Genomic DNA, 17,751 nt, shown 5'->3' with positions numbered 1-17,751 from the left:
CCGCAGCGCTTTCGGGAAACGCTCGGCTGGCGTTCGGGGTATCTTGCGAGTGATGAATCAGCACGCGCTCAACGTCCTGGAGTTCCCCCGCGTCCTCGCCGTCGTCGCCGACCGCGCCACCTCGATGCTGGGCGCGCGGCGCCTGCGCGCGACGCTCCCCACCACCGATCTCGCCTGGCTGGCGTCCGAGCACCGCCGCGTCGCCGCCATGCGCGCGCTCGTCGCCAGCGAGGGCGGCTGGTCGCCCGAGCCGGTCCCCGACCTCACCGAGCCGCTGGCGCGCCTGCGCGTCTTCGGCACGGTCTGGAGCGCGCCCGAGCTGCTTGCGGGCGGGACGCTCCTGCGCTCGTCGCGCCGCACGCGCGAGGCGCTCTCGGACCCCAAGCGCCCGCCCGTCGTGAGCGCGGTGCTGGCCGTGCTCACCGACCGGCTGATCAGCCACTCGAAGCTGGAGCAGCAGGTCGAGCGCACGATCGCCGAGGACGGGACCGTCCGGGACGACGCGAGCCCGAAGCTGCGCTCCATCCGCCGCGACCTGCGCGGCGCGCAGGGGCAGCTCGTCGCGCTCCTCGAGCGGATCATGGGGAAGCTGGAGCCGCACCATCAGGTGGCCGATGCCTCGGTCACGGTGCGCAACGGCCGCTACGTGATCCCCGTGCGCGCGGGCGGCCGCGCGGTCGTGGGCGGCATCGTGCACGACGCGTCCAGCACCGGCGCCACCGTCTTCGTCGAGCCGCCGGCGGCCATCGAGTTCGGGAACCGCATCCGCGAGCTGGAGGCGGCGGAGCACGAGGAGGTGCAGCGCATCCTGACCGAGCTGACCGACGAGCTGCGCCCGCTGCGCGAGCCGATGATCGACAGCACCGACGCGCTGGTGGCGCTCGACACGCTGTACGCGCGCGCGCGCTGGGCCGCGGAGTTCGGGTGCAGCCCGTGCGACATGGTGCCCGCGGGCGAGGGCTTCGCCATCCGCGACGGCCGCCATCCGCTGCTGCTCGCGCAGGGGGTGCCCGTGGTGCCGTTCGATCTCGCGATGGACACGAACGAGCACACGCTGCTCGTCTCCGGTCCCAACACGGGCGGCAAGACCGTGCTGCTGAAGGCGGTCGCGCTGCTCTCGCTGCTCGTGCAGAGCGGGATCCCCGCGCCGGTGGGCGAGGAGAGCCGCGTGCCCGTGTACGACGACGTCTTCGCGGACGTCGGCGACGAGCAGTCCATCCAGGCGTCGCTCTCGACGTTCTCGGCGCACCTGAAGAACCTCACCGAGATCGTCGGGCTGGCAACGCACGCCTCGCTCGTGCTCATCGACGAGCTGGGCTCCGGCACCGACCCGGTCGAGGGCGCGGCGCTCGGCGGCGCGATCCTCGAGGAGCTGACGTCGCGCGGCACGACGACGGTGGCGACGACGCACCTGGGTGCGCTCAAGGAGCTGGCGACCGAGGTGCGCGGCGTCGTGAACGCGTCGCTGCAGTTCGACGCGGTCGCGCTCGCGCCGACCTATCGCCTCATCAAGGGCGTGCCCGGGCGCTCGTACGGCCTCTCGATCGCGCAGCGGCTCAACATGCCGGTGCACATCGTGGAGCGCGCGGTCGAGCGCATCCCCAAGGGCGAGCGCGACGTCGACGCGCTGCTCGCGGAGCTGGAGAAGCGGGAGACCGAGCTCGCCGATCGCGAGAAGCTCGCCGATGAGCTGATCGAGAGCGGCAAGGCGCGCGCGCAGCGGCTGGCCGATCGCGAGAAGGCGGTGCGCGAGCGCGAGCGCACGGCCGAGAAGCAGGCGCGCCAGGAGGCGCGCAAGTACCTGCTCGACGCGCGCAAGGAGATCGACCGCACGCTCAGGGAGCTGAAGCAGGGCGCGGCCGACGCGGTCGAGGAGCAGGCGAAGGACGCGCGCCGCAAGGTCGAGGAGCTGGCCGCGCGCCAGGGCGAGCATCTCGATCGCCTGCAGCGCGAGGAGCGGAACGTCGCGGTCCGTCAGGCGCACCAGTCGAAGCCGGGCGGTCCGGGCGCGCCGCGCGAGGAGATCGCCGCCGGCGACACGGTCGAGGTGGGGACGCTCGGCGGGAAGCTCGGGAAGGTCGTCGAGCGGCGCGGCCGCGACGCGGTCGTCACGGTCGGCGTCATGAAGCTCACCGTGCCGGTGAAGACGCTCGTGCGCAGCAAGCAGCAGATGCCGAAGGCCGAGGTGTTCGTGCCCGCGATGCTCGACGCCGCGGACGTGTACCACTCCGGCGAGGTGGACCTGCGCGGGCTGCGCGTCGACGAGGTGGACGGCTTCCTCCTCTCGTCGATCGACCAGGCCGTGCGCGCGGACCGTCGCGAGATCCGTATCATCCACGGCAAGGGCACGGGCGCCGTGCGCGAGCGCGTCGTCGAGCTGCTGCGCAAGGAGACGCGCGCCAAGTCGTTCCGCATGGGGCTGTGGAACGAGGGCGGCGCGGGCGTCACGGTGGTCGAGCTGGAATGATCGCGTGATCACGCCCGAGAGCATCGACCGCGTGCGCGAGGCCGCCGACATCCTCGAGATCGTCGGCGAGCACGTGAAGCTCAAGCGCTCGGGCAGCGACTTCCGCGGGCCGTGCCCGTTCCACGGCGGGAAGAACCCGAACTTCTCGGTCTCGCCCAAGCGCAACGCGTACTACTGCTTCAAGTGCCACGCGAGCGGCGACGCGATCGGCTTCGTGCGCGAGCACCTCGGCATGGACTTCGTCGAGGCGGTGCGCTACGTCGCCGCGCGCGCGGGCGTGGAGGTGCAGGAGACGCGCGCCGCGCGCGGGCCCGAGGAGAAGGATCCGCGCGAGCCGCTGTGGGAGGCGATGAACGCCGCCGCGGACATCTTCCGCGAGGCGCTCTGGGACGACCCGGAGGCGCAGGTCGCGCGCGCATACCTCGCCTCGCGCGGCATCGAGCGCGAGCAGGCGGACCGCTTCACGCTCGGCTACGCGCCGCGCGAGGGGAAGTGGATCGAGCGCCTGCGCGCGCTGGGTCACGACGACGCGCGGCTGCTGGAGGTCGGGCTGCTCGTCGCGCGCGAGGACGGCAGCCCGCCGCGCCCGCGCTTCCGCGGCCGCCTCATGTTCCCGATCCACGACGGGAGCAACCGCGTGATCGCGTTCGGCGGCCGCGTGCTCGGCGAGGGCGAGCCGAAGTACCTCAACAGCCCGCAGGGCACGCTGTTCGACAAGGGCCGGCAGCTCTACGGGCTGTCGTGGGCGAAGCATCCCATCCGCAAGGCGGACCGCGTGCTCGTCGTCGAGGGCTACTTCGACGCGATCCGCCTGTCGCTCGCGGACATCGACGAGACGGTCGCGCCGCTCGGCACCGCGCTCACCGAGTCGCAGGCCGCGCTGCTGGGCAAGCTGACGAAGAACGTCTTCCTGCTCTACGACAGCGACGAGGCGGGGCTCAAGGCGACCTTCCGCGCGGGGCTGGAGCTGCTGCGCCTCGGCATCTCGGCGCGCGTCGTCACGCTCCCCGACGGCGAGGATCCCGACACCTACGTGCGCGCGCACGGGCCCGATCGCCTGGAGCACGCGCTGGCGCAGGGCGTCGACATCCTGGAGCGGCAGATCCAGCTGCTCGAGCGGCGCGGCTGGTTCGCGGAGCTGCACCGCAAGCGGCGCGCGATCGACAAGCTGCTGCCGACGCTGCGCGCGGCGGCCGATCCCGTCACGCGCGAGCTCTATCTGTCGCGTGTCGCGGAGGTCGCGGGGATGGACCGCGAGGTGCTGCAGCGCGAGGTGGAGCACGAGGAGCGGCGTCCCGGCCCGAGCGCGGTCGCGTCGTCGCCCGAGGCGCCGCCGCAGCAGCACGTGGCCGAGCGCGGGCGCGGCGGATGGGGGCGCGACCGGTGGCGCGAGCCCGAGGCGCCCGCGCCGCACCCCGAGGACACGACGCCCGAGGTCACGTTCGTGGAGCCGCCGCCGCAGCGCGACTTCAAGCGCCGCTGGGAGAACGACCGCCGCAAGGGAAAGTACCGCCGCGAGGAGGACTGGAAGAGCTCACTCGCCGTGCCGCGCGTCGCGCCCACGGGCGCCGTGCTGCGCGCGGAGGGACAGCTCATCCGCGCGATGGTGCAGGAGCGCGACCTGGTCGAGGCCGTCGCGGAGAAGTGGCCGCCCGAGAGCTTCAACCGGACCGAGTGGCGTTTGGTGTTCGAGCGGCTGCTGCTCGACCCGGACCAGCCGCTCGACGCGCTCGCGCAGACGCTGCCCGCCGACGTCGTCGCCCAGCTCGACCGCCTGCTGGACCTGCCCGACCCCGATCCGTTCCACACGGTGCAGGGATGGGTGAGCCGCCTGCAGGCGATGGCGCTCGACCAGGAGAAGGAGCGGCTCATCGCGCAGCTCCCCACGCTCGACGAGGCCGCGAAGGACGGCGTGACGGTGCGGATCCGCGAGCTGCAGGAGGAGCGGGCGGCCCTCTCCAAGCACTTCTCGCGCGTGGGGCCACGGCTCAACCCTTGAGGCGCCGTCTGGCCCCGGCCGGTTGTCACGCTTCCGCGCCGGTATGCATCTTCCCGTGGCGGGAAGGCCGACGACCCTGACGGAGGACCAGCCGTGAACGACCAGCTCGACGCGCTCCTCGCCCTGCAGACCGCCGACGACGGCATTCAGGCGCTGGAGGGGCGCCTGGCAGCACTCGCGCCGCGACTCGGCCGCCTCGACGCCGAGCGCCAGGCGGCCGACAAGGCGGTCGCCAGCGCCCAGGCCGCCCTCGAGCGCGAGAGCGAGCGGCATGCGCACCTCAGCGAGCGCGCCGGCGAGTTCCGGCGCATGAACGAGCGCGCGGTGGGCCAGCTCGACATGGTCCGCAAGGCGCGCGACGCCTCGGCGGCCGGTGCGCAGGTGGACGTCACGCGCCGCGCGCTCGCCGACGCGGAGTCCGAGCTGCACGCCGCCGGTCAGCGGCTCGCGACGCTCCAGTCCACGCTGGACTCCGCGCAGCAGCGCACCGGGTCCATCGACGCCGAGCAGGCGCCGGCGCGCGACGAGCTGCGCGTGGAGCGCGAGGGGATCGACCGTGAGCTGGCCGACGCGCGCGCCGCACGGGCCTCGCTCGCCCGTGCGGTCGAGCCGCGGCTGCTGATGAAGTACGAGCGCGTGCGCGGCCGTCGCCACGGGCCGGCGGTCTTCCCGCTGCACCACTTCACCTGCGGGAACTGCGACACGGCGATCCCGACGCAGCGCCGCGCGGGGATGGCGGCCGGCAACATCGAGGTGTGCGAGTCGTGCGGCGTGCTGCTCTACGCGGCCCCCGCGACGGCCAACGCGAGCGGCGCGCACTGACGCACGCGCTCTGCGGACCCGCGGTGCGGCGCGCGCGACTGTTCGCCCCACACCGCGCGGCCTAGATTGCTCGCGTGACCGCCCCGACCGTAGCCGCCTCCGCTCCCGTCCGCCGACGCATCCGCCCGGCGGCGCGCTGGGTCCTGACGCCGCCCGCGGACCCCGCCATCGTGGCGGCGCTCGTGCAGGACCTGCGGCTGCCGGACGCGGTGAGCCGGCTGCTCGCGGCGCGCGGCTACCGCGCGGGCGACGCGGTGCGGCGCTACCTGCGCCCGCGGCTCGACCAGTTGCACGCGCCCGACCGCCTCGACGGCATCCGTGCGGCGGCCGACCGGCTCGCGGACGCGGTGCGGCGTGGCGAGACGGTGCTCGTGCACGGCGACTACGACGTCGACGGCATGACGTCGACCGCCCTGATGACGCGCGTGTTGCGCGCGGTGGGTGGGAAGGTGGTGCCGTTCATCCCGCACCGCCTGCGCGACGGGTACGACCTCACCGATGCCGGCGTCCGCGCCGCGGTCGACGCGGGCGCGCAGGTCGTGCTGACGTGCGACTGCGGCACGAGCGCGCACGGGCCCGTGGGCGCGCTCTGCGCCGCGGGGATCGACGTCATCGTCAGCGACCACCACCTCCCCGGGCACGGGCGCGGCGCGCCGGCGTGCTTCGCGGTGCTGAACCCCAACCTGCCGGAGAGCGACTATCCGGAGGCGGACCGCGGCCTCTGCGCCGCCGGCGTGGCGTTCAAGCTCGCGCTCGCGCTCGTGAAGGCGCTCGGCGTCAACGACGCGATCGTCTGGAAGCAGCTCGACCTCGTCGCGCTGGCGACCATCGCCGACATCGCGCCGCTGAAGGGCGAGAACCGCGTGCTCGCGCGCTACGGCCTCAAGCTGCTGGCCGAGTCGCAGAACGCGGGGCTGCGCGCGCTCGTGCGCGCGTCGGGGCTCGACGGCAAGCCGCTCACCGCGGGGCGCGTCGGCTTCATCCTCGCGCCGCGCCTCAACGCGGTCGGCCGCCTGGGGCACGCGCTGCGTGGCGTCGAGCTGCTGACGACGGACGACGAGCACGTGGCGCACGCGATCGCGCGCGAGCTGGAGGAGCTGAACCGCCAGCGGCAGGACCTCGACCGCGCGACGCTCGACGAGGCGCGCCGGCAGGTGGACCGCCTCGATCTCGACTCGACGTACGGGCTCGTGCTCGCCGGTGAGAAGTGGCATCCCGGCGTGATCGGCATCGTCGCGTCGCGCATCGTCGAGGAAACCGCGCGGCCCGCCGTGCTCGTGGCGCTGGAGGACGGCGTGGGGAAGGGGAGCGGCCGCTCGATCGCGCGCTTCGACCTGCACGCGGCGCTCACCGAGTGCGACGCGGACGGGCTGTTCCAGCGCTTCGGCGGCCATCGCGCGGCGGCCGGCATCACCATTGCCGCCGACCGCATCGAGCGCTTCGCGCAGCGCTTCGACGAGGTGGCGCGCGCCCGGCTGACGCCCGACGACCTCGTGCCCGAGCTGCGCGTGGACCTCGAGCTGCCCATCGAGGAGGTGACGGAGGACCTCGAGGCGATGCTGCGCCACTTCGAGCCGCACGGGATGGGGAACGCCGCGCCGGTGCTCGTGACGCGCGACGTCGAGCTGGGCGCGACGCCCAAGCGCGTCGGCGAGGACGGCGTGCGGCTCAAGCTGCGCTGCACCGATGGCCGCGAGCTCGAGGCGATCGGCTGGGGGCTCGCGGCGCGCGCGGAGGGGCTGCTGCCGGGCATGCGCGTGGATGCCGCGTTCCGCCTGGAGCGCGACGAGTTCCGCGGCGTCAGCCGGCTGCAGGCGCGGCTCGCGGACGTGGTGCCGTCGCGCGGCGGACCGCTCGCCCTGCGTGGTAGCTGAGCCGCGCGTGCGCATCGTCGCCGGCCGCTGGCGCGGCCGCACCATCGACGCGCCCCGGGACTCGCGCGTGCGCCCGACCGCCGACCGCGTGCGCGAGGCCTGGCTCAGCATCGTCTCCGCCGACGTCGCGGACGCGCGCGTGCTCGACCTCTTCGCGGGCTCCGGCGCGCTCGGGCTGGAGGCGCTGTCGCGTGGCGCCGCGAGCGCCGACTTCGTGGAGCTCAACCCGCCGTCGCTCCGCACCCTGGGCGCCAACATCGCGAAGCTGGGCGCCGAGGACGTCGCGCACGTGCGACGCGGCGACGCGCTGCGCTTCGTCGAGGCGCTGCAGGCGGGCGCCTACGACCTCGCCTTCGCCGACCCGCCGTACGCGCACGACGCCGCCGTGCGGGTGGCCGAGCGCTGGCTCGCGGTGCCGTTCGCGCACGTGCTGGGCGTGGAGCACTCGTCGCGTGTGACGCTGCCGGCCGGCGGCGACACGCGGGTGTACGGCGATACCGCGATCACGATCTACCGAGCCGGCGTCTAGGCGCTCGGCGACCCCTCACGCGACGCTCATGCGCACGGCCATCTACGCGGGCAGCTTCGACCCGGTCACGCTCGGGCACCTCGACCTGATGCGGCGCACCCTGGAGTTCGTCGACCGGCTGGTGATCGGCGTCGCGGTCAATTCGACCAAGCAGCCCGCCTTCACGCTCGAGGAGCGCGCGGCGCTCATCCGCGACGCCCTCGGCGACGTCGCCGCCGGGGACGCGCCCCGTGCCGAGGTGCGGCACTTCCGGGGGCTGCTCGTGGACTTCGCGCGCGACGTCGGCGCGACGGTCTCCGTGCGCGGGCTGCGCGCCGTCGCCGACTTCGAGTACGAGTTCCAGATGGCGCTGATGAACCGCCACCTCGCCCCGGCGCTGGAGACCGTGTTCCTGGTGCCGTCGGTCGACACGACCTTCATCAGCTCGAGCCTCGTGCGCGAGGTGGCGCGGCTCGGCGGCAACGTCGACGCGCTCGTCCCGCCCAACGTCGCCGCGGCGCTGCGCACGCGCTTCCCCCAGTGAGCCAGGACCTCGACTTCCTCGCGGACGTCCGCGCGCGCGCGACCGTCGCGCGCCGCCGCATCGCGTTCGCCGAGACCGCGGACCCGCGCACGCAGACGGCGATCGACGCGCTGCTCGCCGAGGGCGTCGTCCGCCCGTGGCTCGTCGTCGATCGCACCGACGCGGCGCTGTCGGCGGCGCGGCTGGCGGCGTGGCAGTCGGCCGGCGCCGAGATCGTCGACGTCGCGGATCCGGCGGTGCGGGAGCGCGTCGTCGAGCTGCTGCTGGCGCGCCGCGCCGCGAAGGGGCTGACCGCGGAGACGGCGCGGGCGCTCGCCGCACGGGCGCTCTACGTCGCCGATGCCCTGGTCGCCCTCGGCGACGTCGATGGCTGCGTGGCGGGTGCGGTGCACACCACGGCGGACGTCGTCCGCGCCGCGCTCTGGTGCGTCGGGCCCGCGGCGGGCGTGCGCACGGTGTCGAGCGCGTTCTACATGGTGGTGCGGCCGTTCCGCGACGACCGGCCGGAGGTGCTGACCTTCACCGACTGCGCGGTGGTGCCGTATCCGACCGCCGAGCAGCTGGCGGACATCGCCGTGGCGGCCGCCGCGGACCGGCGCCGGATCGTCGGCGATGCGCCGCGGGTGGCGCTGCTGTCCTTCTCGACGCGCGGCAGCGGCGGGGAGGGCGCGAGCATCACGCTGGTGCGCGAGGCGCTGGCGCGGGTGCGGGCCATCGCGCCCGAGCTCGCGGTGGACGGAGAATTGCAAGGCGATGCCGCGCTCATCCGGGCGGTGGCGGAGCGCAAGGCCCCGGGCAGCCCGGTCGGGGGGCAGGCGAACGTCCTGGTCTTCCCCTCGCTCGACGCGGGCAACATCGCGTACAAGCTCGTGCAGCGTCTGGCCGGCGCGGCCGCGATCGGGCCGATCGTCCAGGGGCTCGCGCGGCCGTGCAGCGATCTCTCCCGCGGAGCCGTGCCGGATGACATTATCAACGTCGCCGCGATCACCGCGTTGCAGGCGGGGGAGCTCCCCGCGGCGCGGGCCGCGCGGCCCGACTTCTAAAAGACCACGCTGGACACACACGGTGCGCACACGGGGCGACCGGGAGACCGACTCATGAGCTTCCAGATGCATCGCGAAGGCGACGTCACGGTGGTGGATGTGGAGGGGCAGCTCATCGTCGGCAATCGGCAGGAGCTGAAGCAGAAGGTGCTGGACGAGCTGGAGCGCGGCGAGCGGAAGTTCCTGATCGACTTCAGCCAGACGGGCTACATCGACAGCTCGGGGCTGGGCGTGCTGGTCTCGCTCTCCAAGAAGATTCGCGAGCAGGGCGGCGAGCTCCGGCTGGCCAACCTCAACGACGACCTGAAGACGCTCTTCGAGCTGACGAAGCTCGACACGCTCTTCCAGATCGCCGAGACGCGCGAGCGCGCGCTCGACAGCTTCTGACGCGAGCGCTGTGACGCGTCGGAGCCGACGTCGCCCGTGAGCGCGCGCCGCGCCGCGGGCGGCGCGCCGGCGGACGGGAAGCCCGAGGGCTCCCGCTCCGCCGGCGCGTCCGTGCTGGAGATGACCATCCCGAGCGATGCCGACGCGATTCCCGGCGTCGTCGACGCGGTGCTCGGGCAGTGCACCGCGCACCACTTCTCGCGCCAGGCGTGCGCGCTCAACGTGCCCGTCGCGCTGACCGAGGCGCTGGCGAACGCGATCCTGCGCGGCAACCGGCAGGCGGCCGACAAGCAGGTGCAGGTGCGCGCCCGCGTGGACGACGCGCAGCTCGTCGTCGAGGTGCAGGACGAGGGCGAGCGCTTCGACCTCGACGAGTCCTGCCACGACCCGACGACGCCCGAGCGCCTGCTGCGCGAGGACGGCCGCGGGCTGTTCCTCATGCGGCGGCTCATGGACCGCGTGGAGCGCCTGGACGCGCAGCCGCGCGGCAACGTCGTCCGGCTGACGCTCCGCCGCGCGTGAGCCGCGCGCGGAGGGCGCCGTGGTGAGCGCGCCGAGCGGCGCCCGCGCCGCGCACCGCGCCGCCGGAGAGCTGGACGCGCTCCTCGCGGCGTACCACGCGAGCACCGGCTGCCACGCGGCGATCTGGACGCGCGCCGCGAGCGCACCGGCCGGGGCGCCGCCCGAGCGCCGCAGCGCGTCGCGCCGCGACCATGCCGCGCCGCGCGACGACCTCCCGCTCCCCGCGAGCACCAACGGTCCGGTGGCGGTCCGCGAGGCCGACGGCGACGCGCTCGTGCTGGGGCTCGCGGGCTTCAGCGACGTGTGGCTCGTCGTGGGCCCCTGCACGGGAGACGCCTCGCAGCTGACGCGCCATGCCGAGTTCCTGCGCCTCGCGGTGGCGGAGCACCTGCAGTCCGCGGTCGAGGTGGAGCAGTCGGCGCACGAGCTGAGCGAGCGGTACGAGGAGATCAACCTCCTCTACACGATCAGCGAGATCCTGGGCCGCGCCGTCACGCTCGAGGAGACGGCGACGACGATCCTCACCGAGCTGGCCGAGACGACGGGCGCGCGCCGCGCGGCGCTGCTGCTGCACGACCGCGTGACCGACACGCTGCAGGCGGTGGCCGCGGTCGGCGCGCGCGTCGCGGAGCTGCAGCCCATCGCGGCCGACGATCCGCACAGCGCGAGCGGCCGCGTGTTCCGCACGCTGCACCCGACCATCGTCGAGCGGGAGCAGGCGATCTCGGAGGCGGAGGCGCCGTTCCGGCTCGGGCCGATGCTCTCGGTGCCGCTCGTCTGGTCCACCCCCGCCGGCGGCGAGCCGCTCGGCGTCGTGCACCTGTCGGGGCGCCGGTTCGGCGAGTTCACGGCCGGGGACCTCAAGCTCGTGACGGCGATCGCCACGCAGATCGCTGCCGCGGTGCAGAACGCGCGGCTCGTGCGCGCCTCGCTGCAGCAGCAGCGCATGGCGCAGGAGATGGTGCTCGCGCACGACCTGCAGATGCGGCTCCTCCCGCGCGTGGACGTCGCGGCGCCGCACGCGCGGGTGGCCGCCCGGGTGGTGCCCGCGGAGAGCGTCGGCGGCGACTTCTACAACCTGTTCCGCCTGGACGAGGGGCGGACGGGCGTGATGATCGGCGACGTGTCGAGCCACGGCTACCGCGCGGCGCTCATCATGGCGCTGGCGATGAGCGCGACTGCGATCCACGCGCGCGGCTCCAGCGACCCGTCGGCGACGCTCGACGCGGTGCTGCACTCGCTGCACGAGGAGCTCTCCAGCACGGAGATGTACATCACGACGTTCTACGCCGTGGTGGACCCGTCGCGCGGGCGGCTCCACTTCGCCAACGCGGGGCATCCGCACGCGTTCCTGATGCGCGCGGACGGCACCGTCGAGCGGCTCGGCGCGAGCACGCCGCCCCTCGGCATGATCGACGATCCGCCGGCCACCGAGACGCGCGACTGGCAGCCGGGGCGCGACCTGCTGCTGCTCTTCACCGACGGCATCAGCGACGCCGTCGACCGCGCCGGCCGGCGCCTCGGTGAGGAGCCGGTGATCGAGGCGGTGCGCGCCGTGCGCGATCGCCCCGAGGACGAGATCGTGCAGGCCGTGTTCGCGCAGCTCGAGGTCTACCAGGGCGGCGCGCGGCCGCTCGACGACCTCACGCTGGTCGTGCTGCGGAGCTGACCGTGGACGAGCGTCCTCCGAAGGGCGGCGGGCTGCCGCGGCCGCGCAAGCGGTTCGGGCAGCACTTCCTGCGCGACCGCGGCGTGCTGACGCGCATCGCCGACGCGCTGCAGCTCACCGGCAGCGAGACGGTGGTCGAGATCGGACCGGGGCGCGGTGCGCTCACCGACCTGCTGGTCGAGCGCGCGGGGCGCCTGCTCGCGATCGAGGTGGACCGCGACCTCGCGGCGCACCTGCGCGAGCGCTACGCCGATCGCTCGCACGTGCTCGTCGTGGAGGCGGACGTGCTGACGGTCGATCTCGGCCAGCTCGCGGGCGGCGAGTACGTGCTCGCCGGCAACGTGCCGTACTACATCACGACGCCGATCCTCTTCCACGCGCTGCAGCACCCGCGCCCGCTGCGCGCGGTCTACCTGGTGCAGCGCGAGGTGGCCGAGCGCGCGGCCGCGGCGCCCGGCGGGAAGGAGTACGGCGCCTTGAGCGTGAACGTGCAGTCGGTCGCGCGCGTCGAGCTGCTGTCGCGCGTTCCACCCGGCGCGTTCCAGCCACCGCCGCAGGTGGATTCGGCCGTCATCCGCGTGACGCCACGCCCGGATCCCGTCGTCGCGCCGGACGAGGAGGCGCGCTTCCGCAGCGTGGTGCAGGAGGCGTTCGGGCTGCGCCGGAAGCAGCTGCGCCGCGTGGTCCGCACGATCGCGCGGCTCGACGCGGAGCGCGCGGACGCCGTGCTGGCCGCGGCGGGGCTCGCCCCCGAGGCGCGCCCGGAGACGCTGTCGCCCGAGGCGTTCGCGCGGCTGGTGCGGGCGCTACCGGCGGGCGGCGCGTCCGCCTAGCTTTCGCTGCAACTCGACCGGGGTGCCCGTGCGCGCAAGCGCGCGGGCTGAGAGAGTCCCGCAGAACCTGATCCGGTTCGTACCGGCGTAGGGAGTCGCGAGTCCGCAGCACGACGCAGCAACGGCAGGGCGGCCCGAGGGCCGCTCGCGCGTGCGGGCATCCCGGTGAGTCGCGTCGCGCCGTCAGGCGCCGGCGCCGGCGTTCCCTCACCGGCACCCATCCGTGCTCTCCCTCCTGCTTCTCGCGGCCCAACTGCCGCTCGCGTCCCAGGACACCGTCCGTGCGCCGCGCGACTCCGCGCGCGACACGACGCGCGCCCGCGCCCTGGAGACCGTCACCGTCCGCGCCGTCCGTGGCGGCGACGCCGCCGCCGCCCAGACGACGCTCGGCGCGCCCGCGCTCGCGCGCGGCTACACCGGCCAGGACGTGCCGCTGCTGCTGCAGCAGGCGCCCGGCGTGACGACGTTCGCGCAGAGCGGCTCGCAGTGGAACTACTCGTACTTCCGGCTGCGCGGCCTCGACCAGTCGCGCATCAACCTCACGCTCGACGGGATCCCGCTGAACGAGCCCGAGGACCAGCAGCTCTACTTCTCGAACTTCGCGGACCTCGCGAACTCGATCCAGAGCGTGCAGATCCAGCGCGGCGTCGGCACGAGCACGTACGGGCAGGCGTCGTTCGGCGGCTCGGTGAACTTCGAGACGGTGCCGCTGGCGGCGAGCAGGCACGGCGCCGAGGTGCAGCTCGGCGCCGGCTCGTTCGGCGCGCGGCGGGCGGCGGTCGAGTACAGCAGCGGCCTGGGCGACGACCGCACCGCGGTGTACGCGCGCTTCTCCAACCAGCGCGCCGACGGCTACCGCCGTGGCTCCAGCCACGCGGGCAACAGCGCGATGGCGAGCGCGGGCTGGTTCGGCGACCGCGACCTGCTGAAGCTCACGCTGCTGAGCGGCGCCGAGTCGAACGGGCAGGCGTACACCGCGGTGCCGCTGGAGACCCTGCGCACCGACCCGCGCGCCAATCCGATCGATGGGGTAGGGGACCGCTTCCGCCAGTCGATGGCCGCGCTCACGTACACCCGGCTCCTCTCGGCCACGACGTCTCTGGCGACGACCGCGTACGGCTTCGACGCCGGCGGCTGGTACGAGTACCCGACTTGGGTGGACGGCACGGCCGCGCCGCGCTGGAACCTCGCGTCGCGCTGGGGCGGCGTGCTGAGCGCGCTGCACGCGGTGCGCGGCGCGGCGACCATGGACGCGGGCGTGCACGCGCTCGCGTACCGCCGCGACCACATGTTCGACGCACGCGCCGACCTGGAGTCGCCGGGTTACGGCAATCGCGGCACGAAGCAGGAGGGGAGCGCGTTCGCGAAGCTCGCCTACGCGTTCGGCGCGGCGACGGCGTACGGCGACCTGCAGGCGCGCGCGTCCAACTTCCACTACCGGCCGACGGAGGGATCGCCGGTGCCTGCGGCGCGCGCGTCGTGGACCTTCCTCAACCCGCGCGTCGGGCTGTCGTGGCAGGCGACGCCCGTTCTCCGCGCCTTCGCGTCGGTCGGCGCGACCGGTCGTGAGCCGACGCGCGCGGACCTGCTGGCAGGCGCCGACGACGTCGCGCCGGACGACGTCGACGCGCTCTTCCCGCTGTCGCGCGTGCGCCCCGAGCGCGTGACGGACTACGAGGCGGGTGCGGAGTGGCGTACGGGCACGGCGGCGCTCCGCGCGAACGCCTACGCGATGGAGTTCCGCAACGAGATCGCCCTCGTGGGCCTCACGACGCCGCTCGGCTACGACGTGCGGCGCAACGTCGGGCGCAGCTACCGTCGCGGCGTGGAGGCGGAGGCGAGCTGGCGTCCGGTCGAGACGCTGACGCTCGCGACCACCGCGGCGCTGAGCCGCAACCGCATCCTGCGATACCGGGACGAGGCGAGCGGCGCCGAGTACCTCGACGTACCGACGGTGCTCACGCCGTCGCTGGTCGCGGGCCAGCAGGCGACGTGGCAGGCGACGCGCGCACTCGCGCTGACGCTCGACGGCCGCTACCAGTCGCGCCAGTTCCTGGATCCCACGGGAGATCCCGCGCGCACCGCGCCGGCGTTCTTCGTGCTCGACGGCGGCGCGGTGATCCGCGTGGCGGGGCAGGAGCTGCTCGTGCAGGGCCGCAACCTCCTCGACCGCTTCGCGCTCACCGCCGGCGACGTGAGCAGCCGCGGCGTGCCGCGCTACTTCATCCTCGCGCCACGCAGCGTCGAGGTGAACGCGCGTCTGCGGTTCTGAAGCGGCAACTTCAACGGCATTGGCAAGGATAAGATCGGACAACATCCGATAACGACGGATGGCTCCGCGTGGTGCGACGTCGATCGCACTCCACCGGAGCCATCCATCGTTATCCGATCTTGTCGGACTTTCATCCTTGCTGATGCAGTTCGTCGTTCGATCTCACGCGCAGCCAGCCAGCCACGATCGACTCGGCCTCACGCAGCCGCGTCTCCCAGGCGCCGGCGAGCACCGTGAAGTCGGCCCCCATCTCGGCCAGCGTCTCCATGAAGACGTCGCGCATCGCGAAGCGGTCACCGGCTTCGCCGCGCACGTGGTCGGCGACCCAGGGGGCGTCCACGTCGCAGAGCAGATAGTGGTCGCCGCGCCGCGCGCGGGCCGCGCCGACCACCCACTCGGGCGCCGTGCCGTAGAGCGCGCGCGAGTAGGCCACGGTGCTGATCAGGTCCGTGTCGCGCACGACCATCGGCGAGCCGCGGCGCGCGGCGTCCGCGTCGGCCGCGTCCTCCAGCGCGACGTGCAGCTCCGCGATCGGCGTCACCGTGTCGAAGCCGAGCTGCACCGCGCGATCCTCGGCGAGGCGCGCATCGACGTACGCGCGGGCGCCTTCCGCCGACCATGGCACGTCGAAGCGGCGCGCGAGCCAGGCGGCGATCGTCGTCTTGCCGGTGCTCTCCGGGCCCGTGAGCACCACGACCAGCGGCCGCGCGATCGGCGTCACGCCTACTCGCGGTGGCTCAGCGCGTACGAGAGCCCTTCGAGCTCCATCGCCATGTTGACGTTCTTGATCGTCACGCCCGGCGGGGCGATGACCTGCGCGGGCGCGAAGTTCAGGATCGCCTTGATCCCCGCGCGGACGATGCGGTCGACCTCTCCCTGCACGTCGTCGGCGGGGATCGCGAGCACGGCGATGTCCGGGCGGTCGCGCACGGCATCCGTCTCGAGGGCCGAGATGTCGCGGATCGTCTCGCCGTTCCAGCGCTTGCCGATCTTGGACGGGTCGTTGTCGTAGACGCCGACGACCGTGAAGCCCCGCTGCGTGAAGCCGCGGTAGGCGCTGAGTGCCGAGCCGATCTTGCCGGCGCCGACGATCACGACGCGCCACTCGCGCCCTAGGCCGAGGATCTGGCGGATGCGGGCCGTCAGCTCGGGGACCGAGTAGCCGAGGCCCCGCTTCCCGAACGACCCGAAGAAGGAGAGGTCCTTCCGGACCTGGGCCGAGGTCGTCCCGCTGTGGGCGGCCAGCTCGTCGCTGGAGGTCGTGGCGATGCTCCTGGCCTCGAGCTCCTCCAGGTAGCGGAGGTAGACGGACAGGCGGCGGACGGTCGAATCGGCGATGCGCTTCACAGCTCCGGTCACAGCTCCGGTCACGGCTCCGGTGTCGGCTCGGTCGGCAGCGGGGTACGCTCGCTGGACTCTGTGGGACTCTGCGGGACTTTGTGAAATACTTCACAAAGATAGCCGCCGAGCTGGGCGGAGGCCAGCGGTCGTGAGCGTGCGCGCGTTGGCCGGCACCGCCGCGCGCTCCCGCGCCACGGCCGGGCACGATCGGCGCGTTATGTTGCGAGGCGCGCGCGGATCTTCTCGCTCCCGCTTCCGGTAGCACGCTGGGCCGGCGGGGCGGCACCGATGCCGTCGCACGCGCCGTCCCCGAACCAGCAGCCGTGACCGACCGATCCGACCCGCGCGGCGGGGTGCAGACCCGCGCGCCCGACAACCTCCTCGTCGAGCGCGCGCGCGACTTCCTCGCCGGCGGGCCGGCCGACGCCGCGACCCTGGTGGGCCGCGTCTGCCAGCTGCCCGGCCTCAAGCGCGAGATGGCCGAACGGATCGCGCTGGAGCTGCTGGCCCCGCACCGCGAGTTCGCGCTGTCGGCCGACGGGCGCTGGTCGCTGCAGGCCGTGCCCGCGCCGCGCGAGGCCGGCGCGCCGGTTCGCGTCGCCGCGCCCCCGCCCGTGCCGAGCTTCGACGAGTGGCGCGCCGCGCGCGCGGCCGGCGCGACGGGGGCTCAGGAGACCGGAGCCGGCGCGAACGGCGACGCGCCGGCCGCCCCGGCGCGTCGCGTGCGCGAGCGCCGGCCCGCGGCGGCCGAGCTGCCGCGGCCCGCGCTGCCCGGCGACCACGAGTCGCTGACCGAGCTGTCGTACGTCGTCGTCGACGTCGAGACCACGGGCGGCAGCCCGTTCGCGGGGCATCGCATCACCGAGATCGCGGCCGTCGTGGTCGCGGGCGGCGAGGTGCGCGAGGTCTACGAGACGCTCGTGAACCCGGACCGCGTGATCCCGCCGCAGATCGTGCGGCTGACCGGCATCACGTCCGAGATGGTGCGCGACAAGCCGCGCTTCCGCGAGGTGGCGCCGGACGTCGTGGGCGCGCTGCAGGGCCACGTCTTCGTCGCCCACAACGTCGCCTTCGACTGGCGCTTCGTGTCGCACGAGGTGGAGCGGGCGTCCGGCGTGGCGCTCGAGGGGCGGCGGCTCTGCACCGTCCGCCTCGCCCGCAAGCTGCTGCCCCACCTGCGCTCGCGCTCCCTGGGCTACGTCGCCGACTGGTATGGCGCGGACGCCTTCGCCAAGACGTACTTCGAGGCGCGGCACGGGCGCGCGCGGCCGTGGCGACACAGCGCGGCGGGCGACGCGGTCGCCACGGCGCACTGCCTGCTGCGGCTCCTGCAGGACGCGCGCGAGCGCGGCGTGCACACGTGGGGCGAGCTGGATCGCTGGCTGAGCGGCGGGACCGGCGCGGCGCGCCGCCGTCGCACCGCGCTGCCGTCCGCCGTCGACCGCGACACCACGGCCTGACCACTTCCTC

15 protein-coding genes and 1 riboswitch are annotated in these 17,751 nt (G+C 74.1%); of the genes, 13 read left to right on the top strand and 2 right to left on the bottom strand.

Annotated features, from left to right (window positions below; translation table 11 throughout):
* Positions 1 to 52: 52 nt before the first annotated feature.
* The 12 genes from rosag_RS19695 (at position 53) to rosag_RS19640 (ending at position 14,940) form a co-directional block, all read left to right on the top strand.
* A complete protein-coding gene (locus tag rosag_RS19695) occupies positions 53 to 2,467 on the top strand; it encodes an endonuclease MutS2 (protein WP_284351882.1) in 2,415 nt (804 codons plus the stop codon).
* 4 nt (positions 2,468 to 2,471) lie between these two features.
* Positions 2,472 to 4,466: a DNA primase gene (gene dnaG / locus rosag_RS19690; protein WP_284351881.1), complete on the top strand. Its 1,995-nt coding sequence runs from the start codon at positions 2,472 to 2,474 to the stop codon at positions 4,464 to 4,466.
* Between the two features lie 93 nt (positions 4,467 to 4,559).
* Positions 4,560 to 5,288, top strand: a complete 729-nt coding sequence (locus rosag_RS19685; RefSeq protein WP_284351880.1) for a zinc ribbon domain-containing protein — start codon at positions 4,560 to 4,562, stop codon at positions 5,286 to 5,288.
* 74 nt (positions 5,289 to 5,362) lie between these two features.
* Positions 5,363 to 7,162 carry a single-stranded-DNA-specific exonuclease RecJ gene (gene recJ / locus rosag_RS19680; RefSeq protein ID WP_284351879.1) on the top strand — a complete coding sequence of 600 codons (1,800 nt, stop codon included), beginning with the start codon at positions 5,363 to 5,365 and terminating at the stop codon, positions 7,160 to 7,162.
* A 7-nt stretch (positions 7,163 to 7,169) separates the two neighbouring features.
* A complete protein-coding gene (gene rsmD / locus rosag_RS19675; RefSeq protein WP_284351878.1) occupies positions 7,170 to 7,691 on the top strand; it encodes a 16S rRNA (guanine(966)-N(2))-methyltransferase RsmD in 522 nt (173 codons plus the stop codon).
* A 28-nt stretch (positions 7,692 to 7,719) separates the two neighbouring features.
* Complete coding sequence (gene coaD, locus rosag_RS19670; protein ID WP_284351877.1) at positions 7,720 to 8,214, top strand: pantetheine-phosphate adenylyltransferase; 495 nt, start codon at positions 7,720 to 7,722, stop codon at positions 8,212 to 8,214.
* A complete protein-coding gene (locus rosag_RS19665; protein ID WP_284351876.1) occupies positions 8,211 to 9,257 on the top strand; it encodes a phosphate acyltransferase in 1,047 nt (348 codons plus the stop codon). The genes coaD and rosag_RS19665 overlap by 4 nt, the downstream gene beginning before the upstream one ends.
* Before the next feature lie 54 nt (positions 9,258 to 9,311).
* Positions 9,312 to 9,644: an STAS domain-containing protein gene (locus rosag_RS19660; protein WP_284351875.1), complete on the top strand. Its 333-nt coding sequence runs from the start codon at positions 9,312 to 9,314 to the stop codon at positions 9,642 to 9,644.
* A 36-nt stretch (positions 9,645 to 9,680) separates the two neighbouring features.
* Entirely contained in the window at positions 9,681 to 10,166 is a 486-nt protein-coding gene (locus rosag_RS19655; protein WP_284351874.1) for an ATP-binding protein, read from the top strand.
* Between the two features lie 22 nt (positions 10,167 to 10,188).
* Positions 10,189 to 11,835 (top strand): PP2C family protein-serine/threonine phosphatase, encoded by a 1,647-nt coding sequence (locus tag rosag_RS19650; RefSeq protein WP_284351873.1) that lies wholly within the window; start codon positions 10,189 to 10,191, stop codon positions 11,833 to 11,835.
* Between the two features lie 2 nt (positions 11,836 to 11,837).
* Positions 11,838 to 12,668 carry a 16S rRNA (adenine(1518)-N(6)/adenine(1519)-N(6))-dimethyltransferase RsmA gene (gene rsmA / locus rosag_RS19645; protein ID WP_284351872.1) on the top strand — a complete coding sequence of 277 codons (831 nt, stop codon included), beginning with the start codon at positions 11,838 to 11,840 and terminating at the stop codon, positions 12,666 to 12,668.
* Between the two features lie 8 nt (positions 12,669 to 12,676).
* Positions 12,677 to 12,779, top strand: a riboswitch (TPP riboswitch).
* A gap of 112 nt (positions 12,780 to 12,891) precedes the next feature.
* On the top strand, positions 12,892 to 14,940 hold the full coding sequence (locus rosag_RS19640) for a TonB-dependent receptor (protein ID WP_284351871.1): 2,049 nt from the start codon (positions 12,892 to 12,894) through the stop codon (positions 14,938 to 14,940).
* Positions 14,941 to 15,070: 130 nt separating this feature from the next.
* Here rosag_RS19640 and rosag_RS19635 read toward each other — a convergent pair whose 3' ends face one another.
* Together rosag_RS19635 and rosag_RS19630 are read right to left on the bottom strand one after the other, a co-directional pair.
* Complete coding sequence (locus rosag_RS19635) at positions 15,071 to 15,661, bottom strand: AAA family ATPase (protein ID WP_284351870.1); 591 nt, start codon at positions 15,659 to 15,661, stop codon at positions 15,071 to 15,073.
* Positions 15,662 to 15,663: 2 nt separating this feature from the next.
* On the bottom strand, positions 15,664 to 16,287 hold the full coding sequence (locus rosag_RS19630; RefSeq protein WP_284351869.1) for a redox-sensing transcriptional repressor Rex: 624 nt from the start codon (positions 16,285 to 16,287) through the stop codon (positions 15,664 to 15,666).
* A 317-nt stretch (positions 16,288 to 16,604) separates the two neighbouring features.
* On the opposite strand from rosag_RS19630, the gene rosag_RS19625 reads away from it, so the two are divergent.
* Positions 16,605 to 17,741 carry a 3'-5' exonuclease gene (locus rosag_RS19625; RefSeq protein ID WP_284351868.1) on the top strand — a complete coding sequence of 379 codons (1,137 nt, stop codon included), beginning with the start codon at positions 16,605 to 16,607 and terminating at the stop codon, positions 17,739 to 17,741.
* The last annotated feature ends 10 nt before the right edge of the window (positions 17,742 to 17,751 follow it).

This window comes from Roseisolibacter agri, assembly GCF_030159095.1.
Classification (GTDB): Bacteria; Gemmatimonadota; Gemmatimonadetes; order Gemmatimonadales; family Gemmatimonadaceae; genus Roseisolibacter; species Roseisolibacter agri.
Note: the sequence above shows the minus strand (reverse complement) of the source record. Positions and strands in the feature narration are given on the sequence as shown.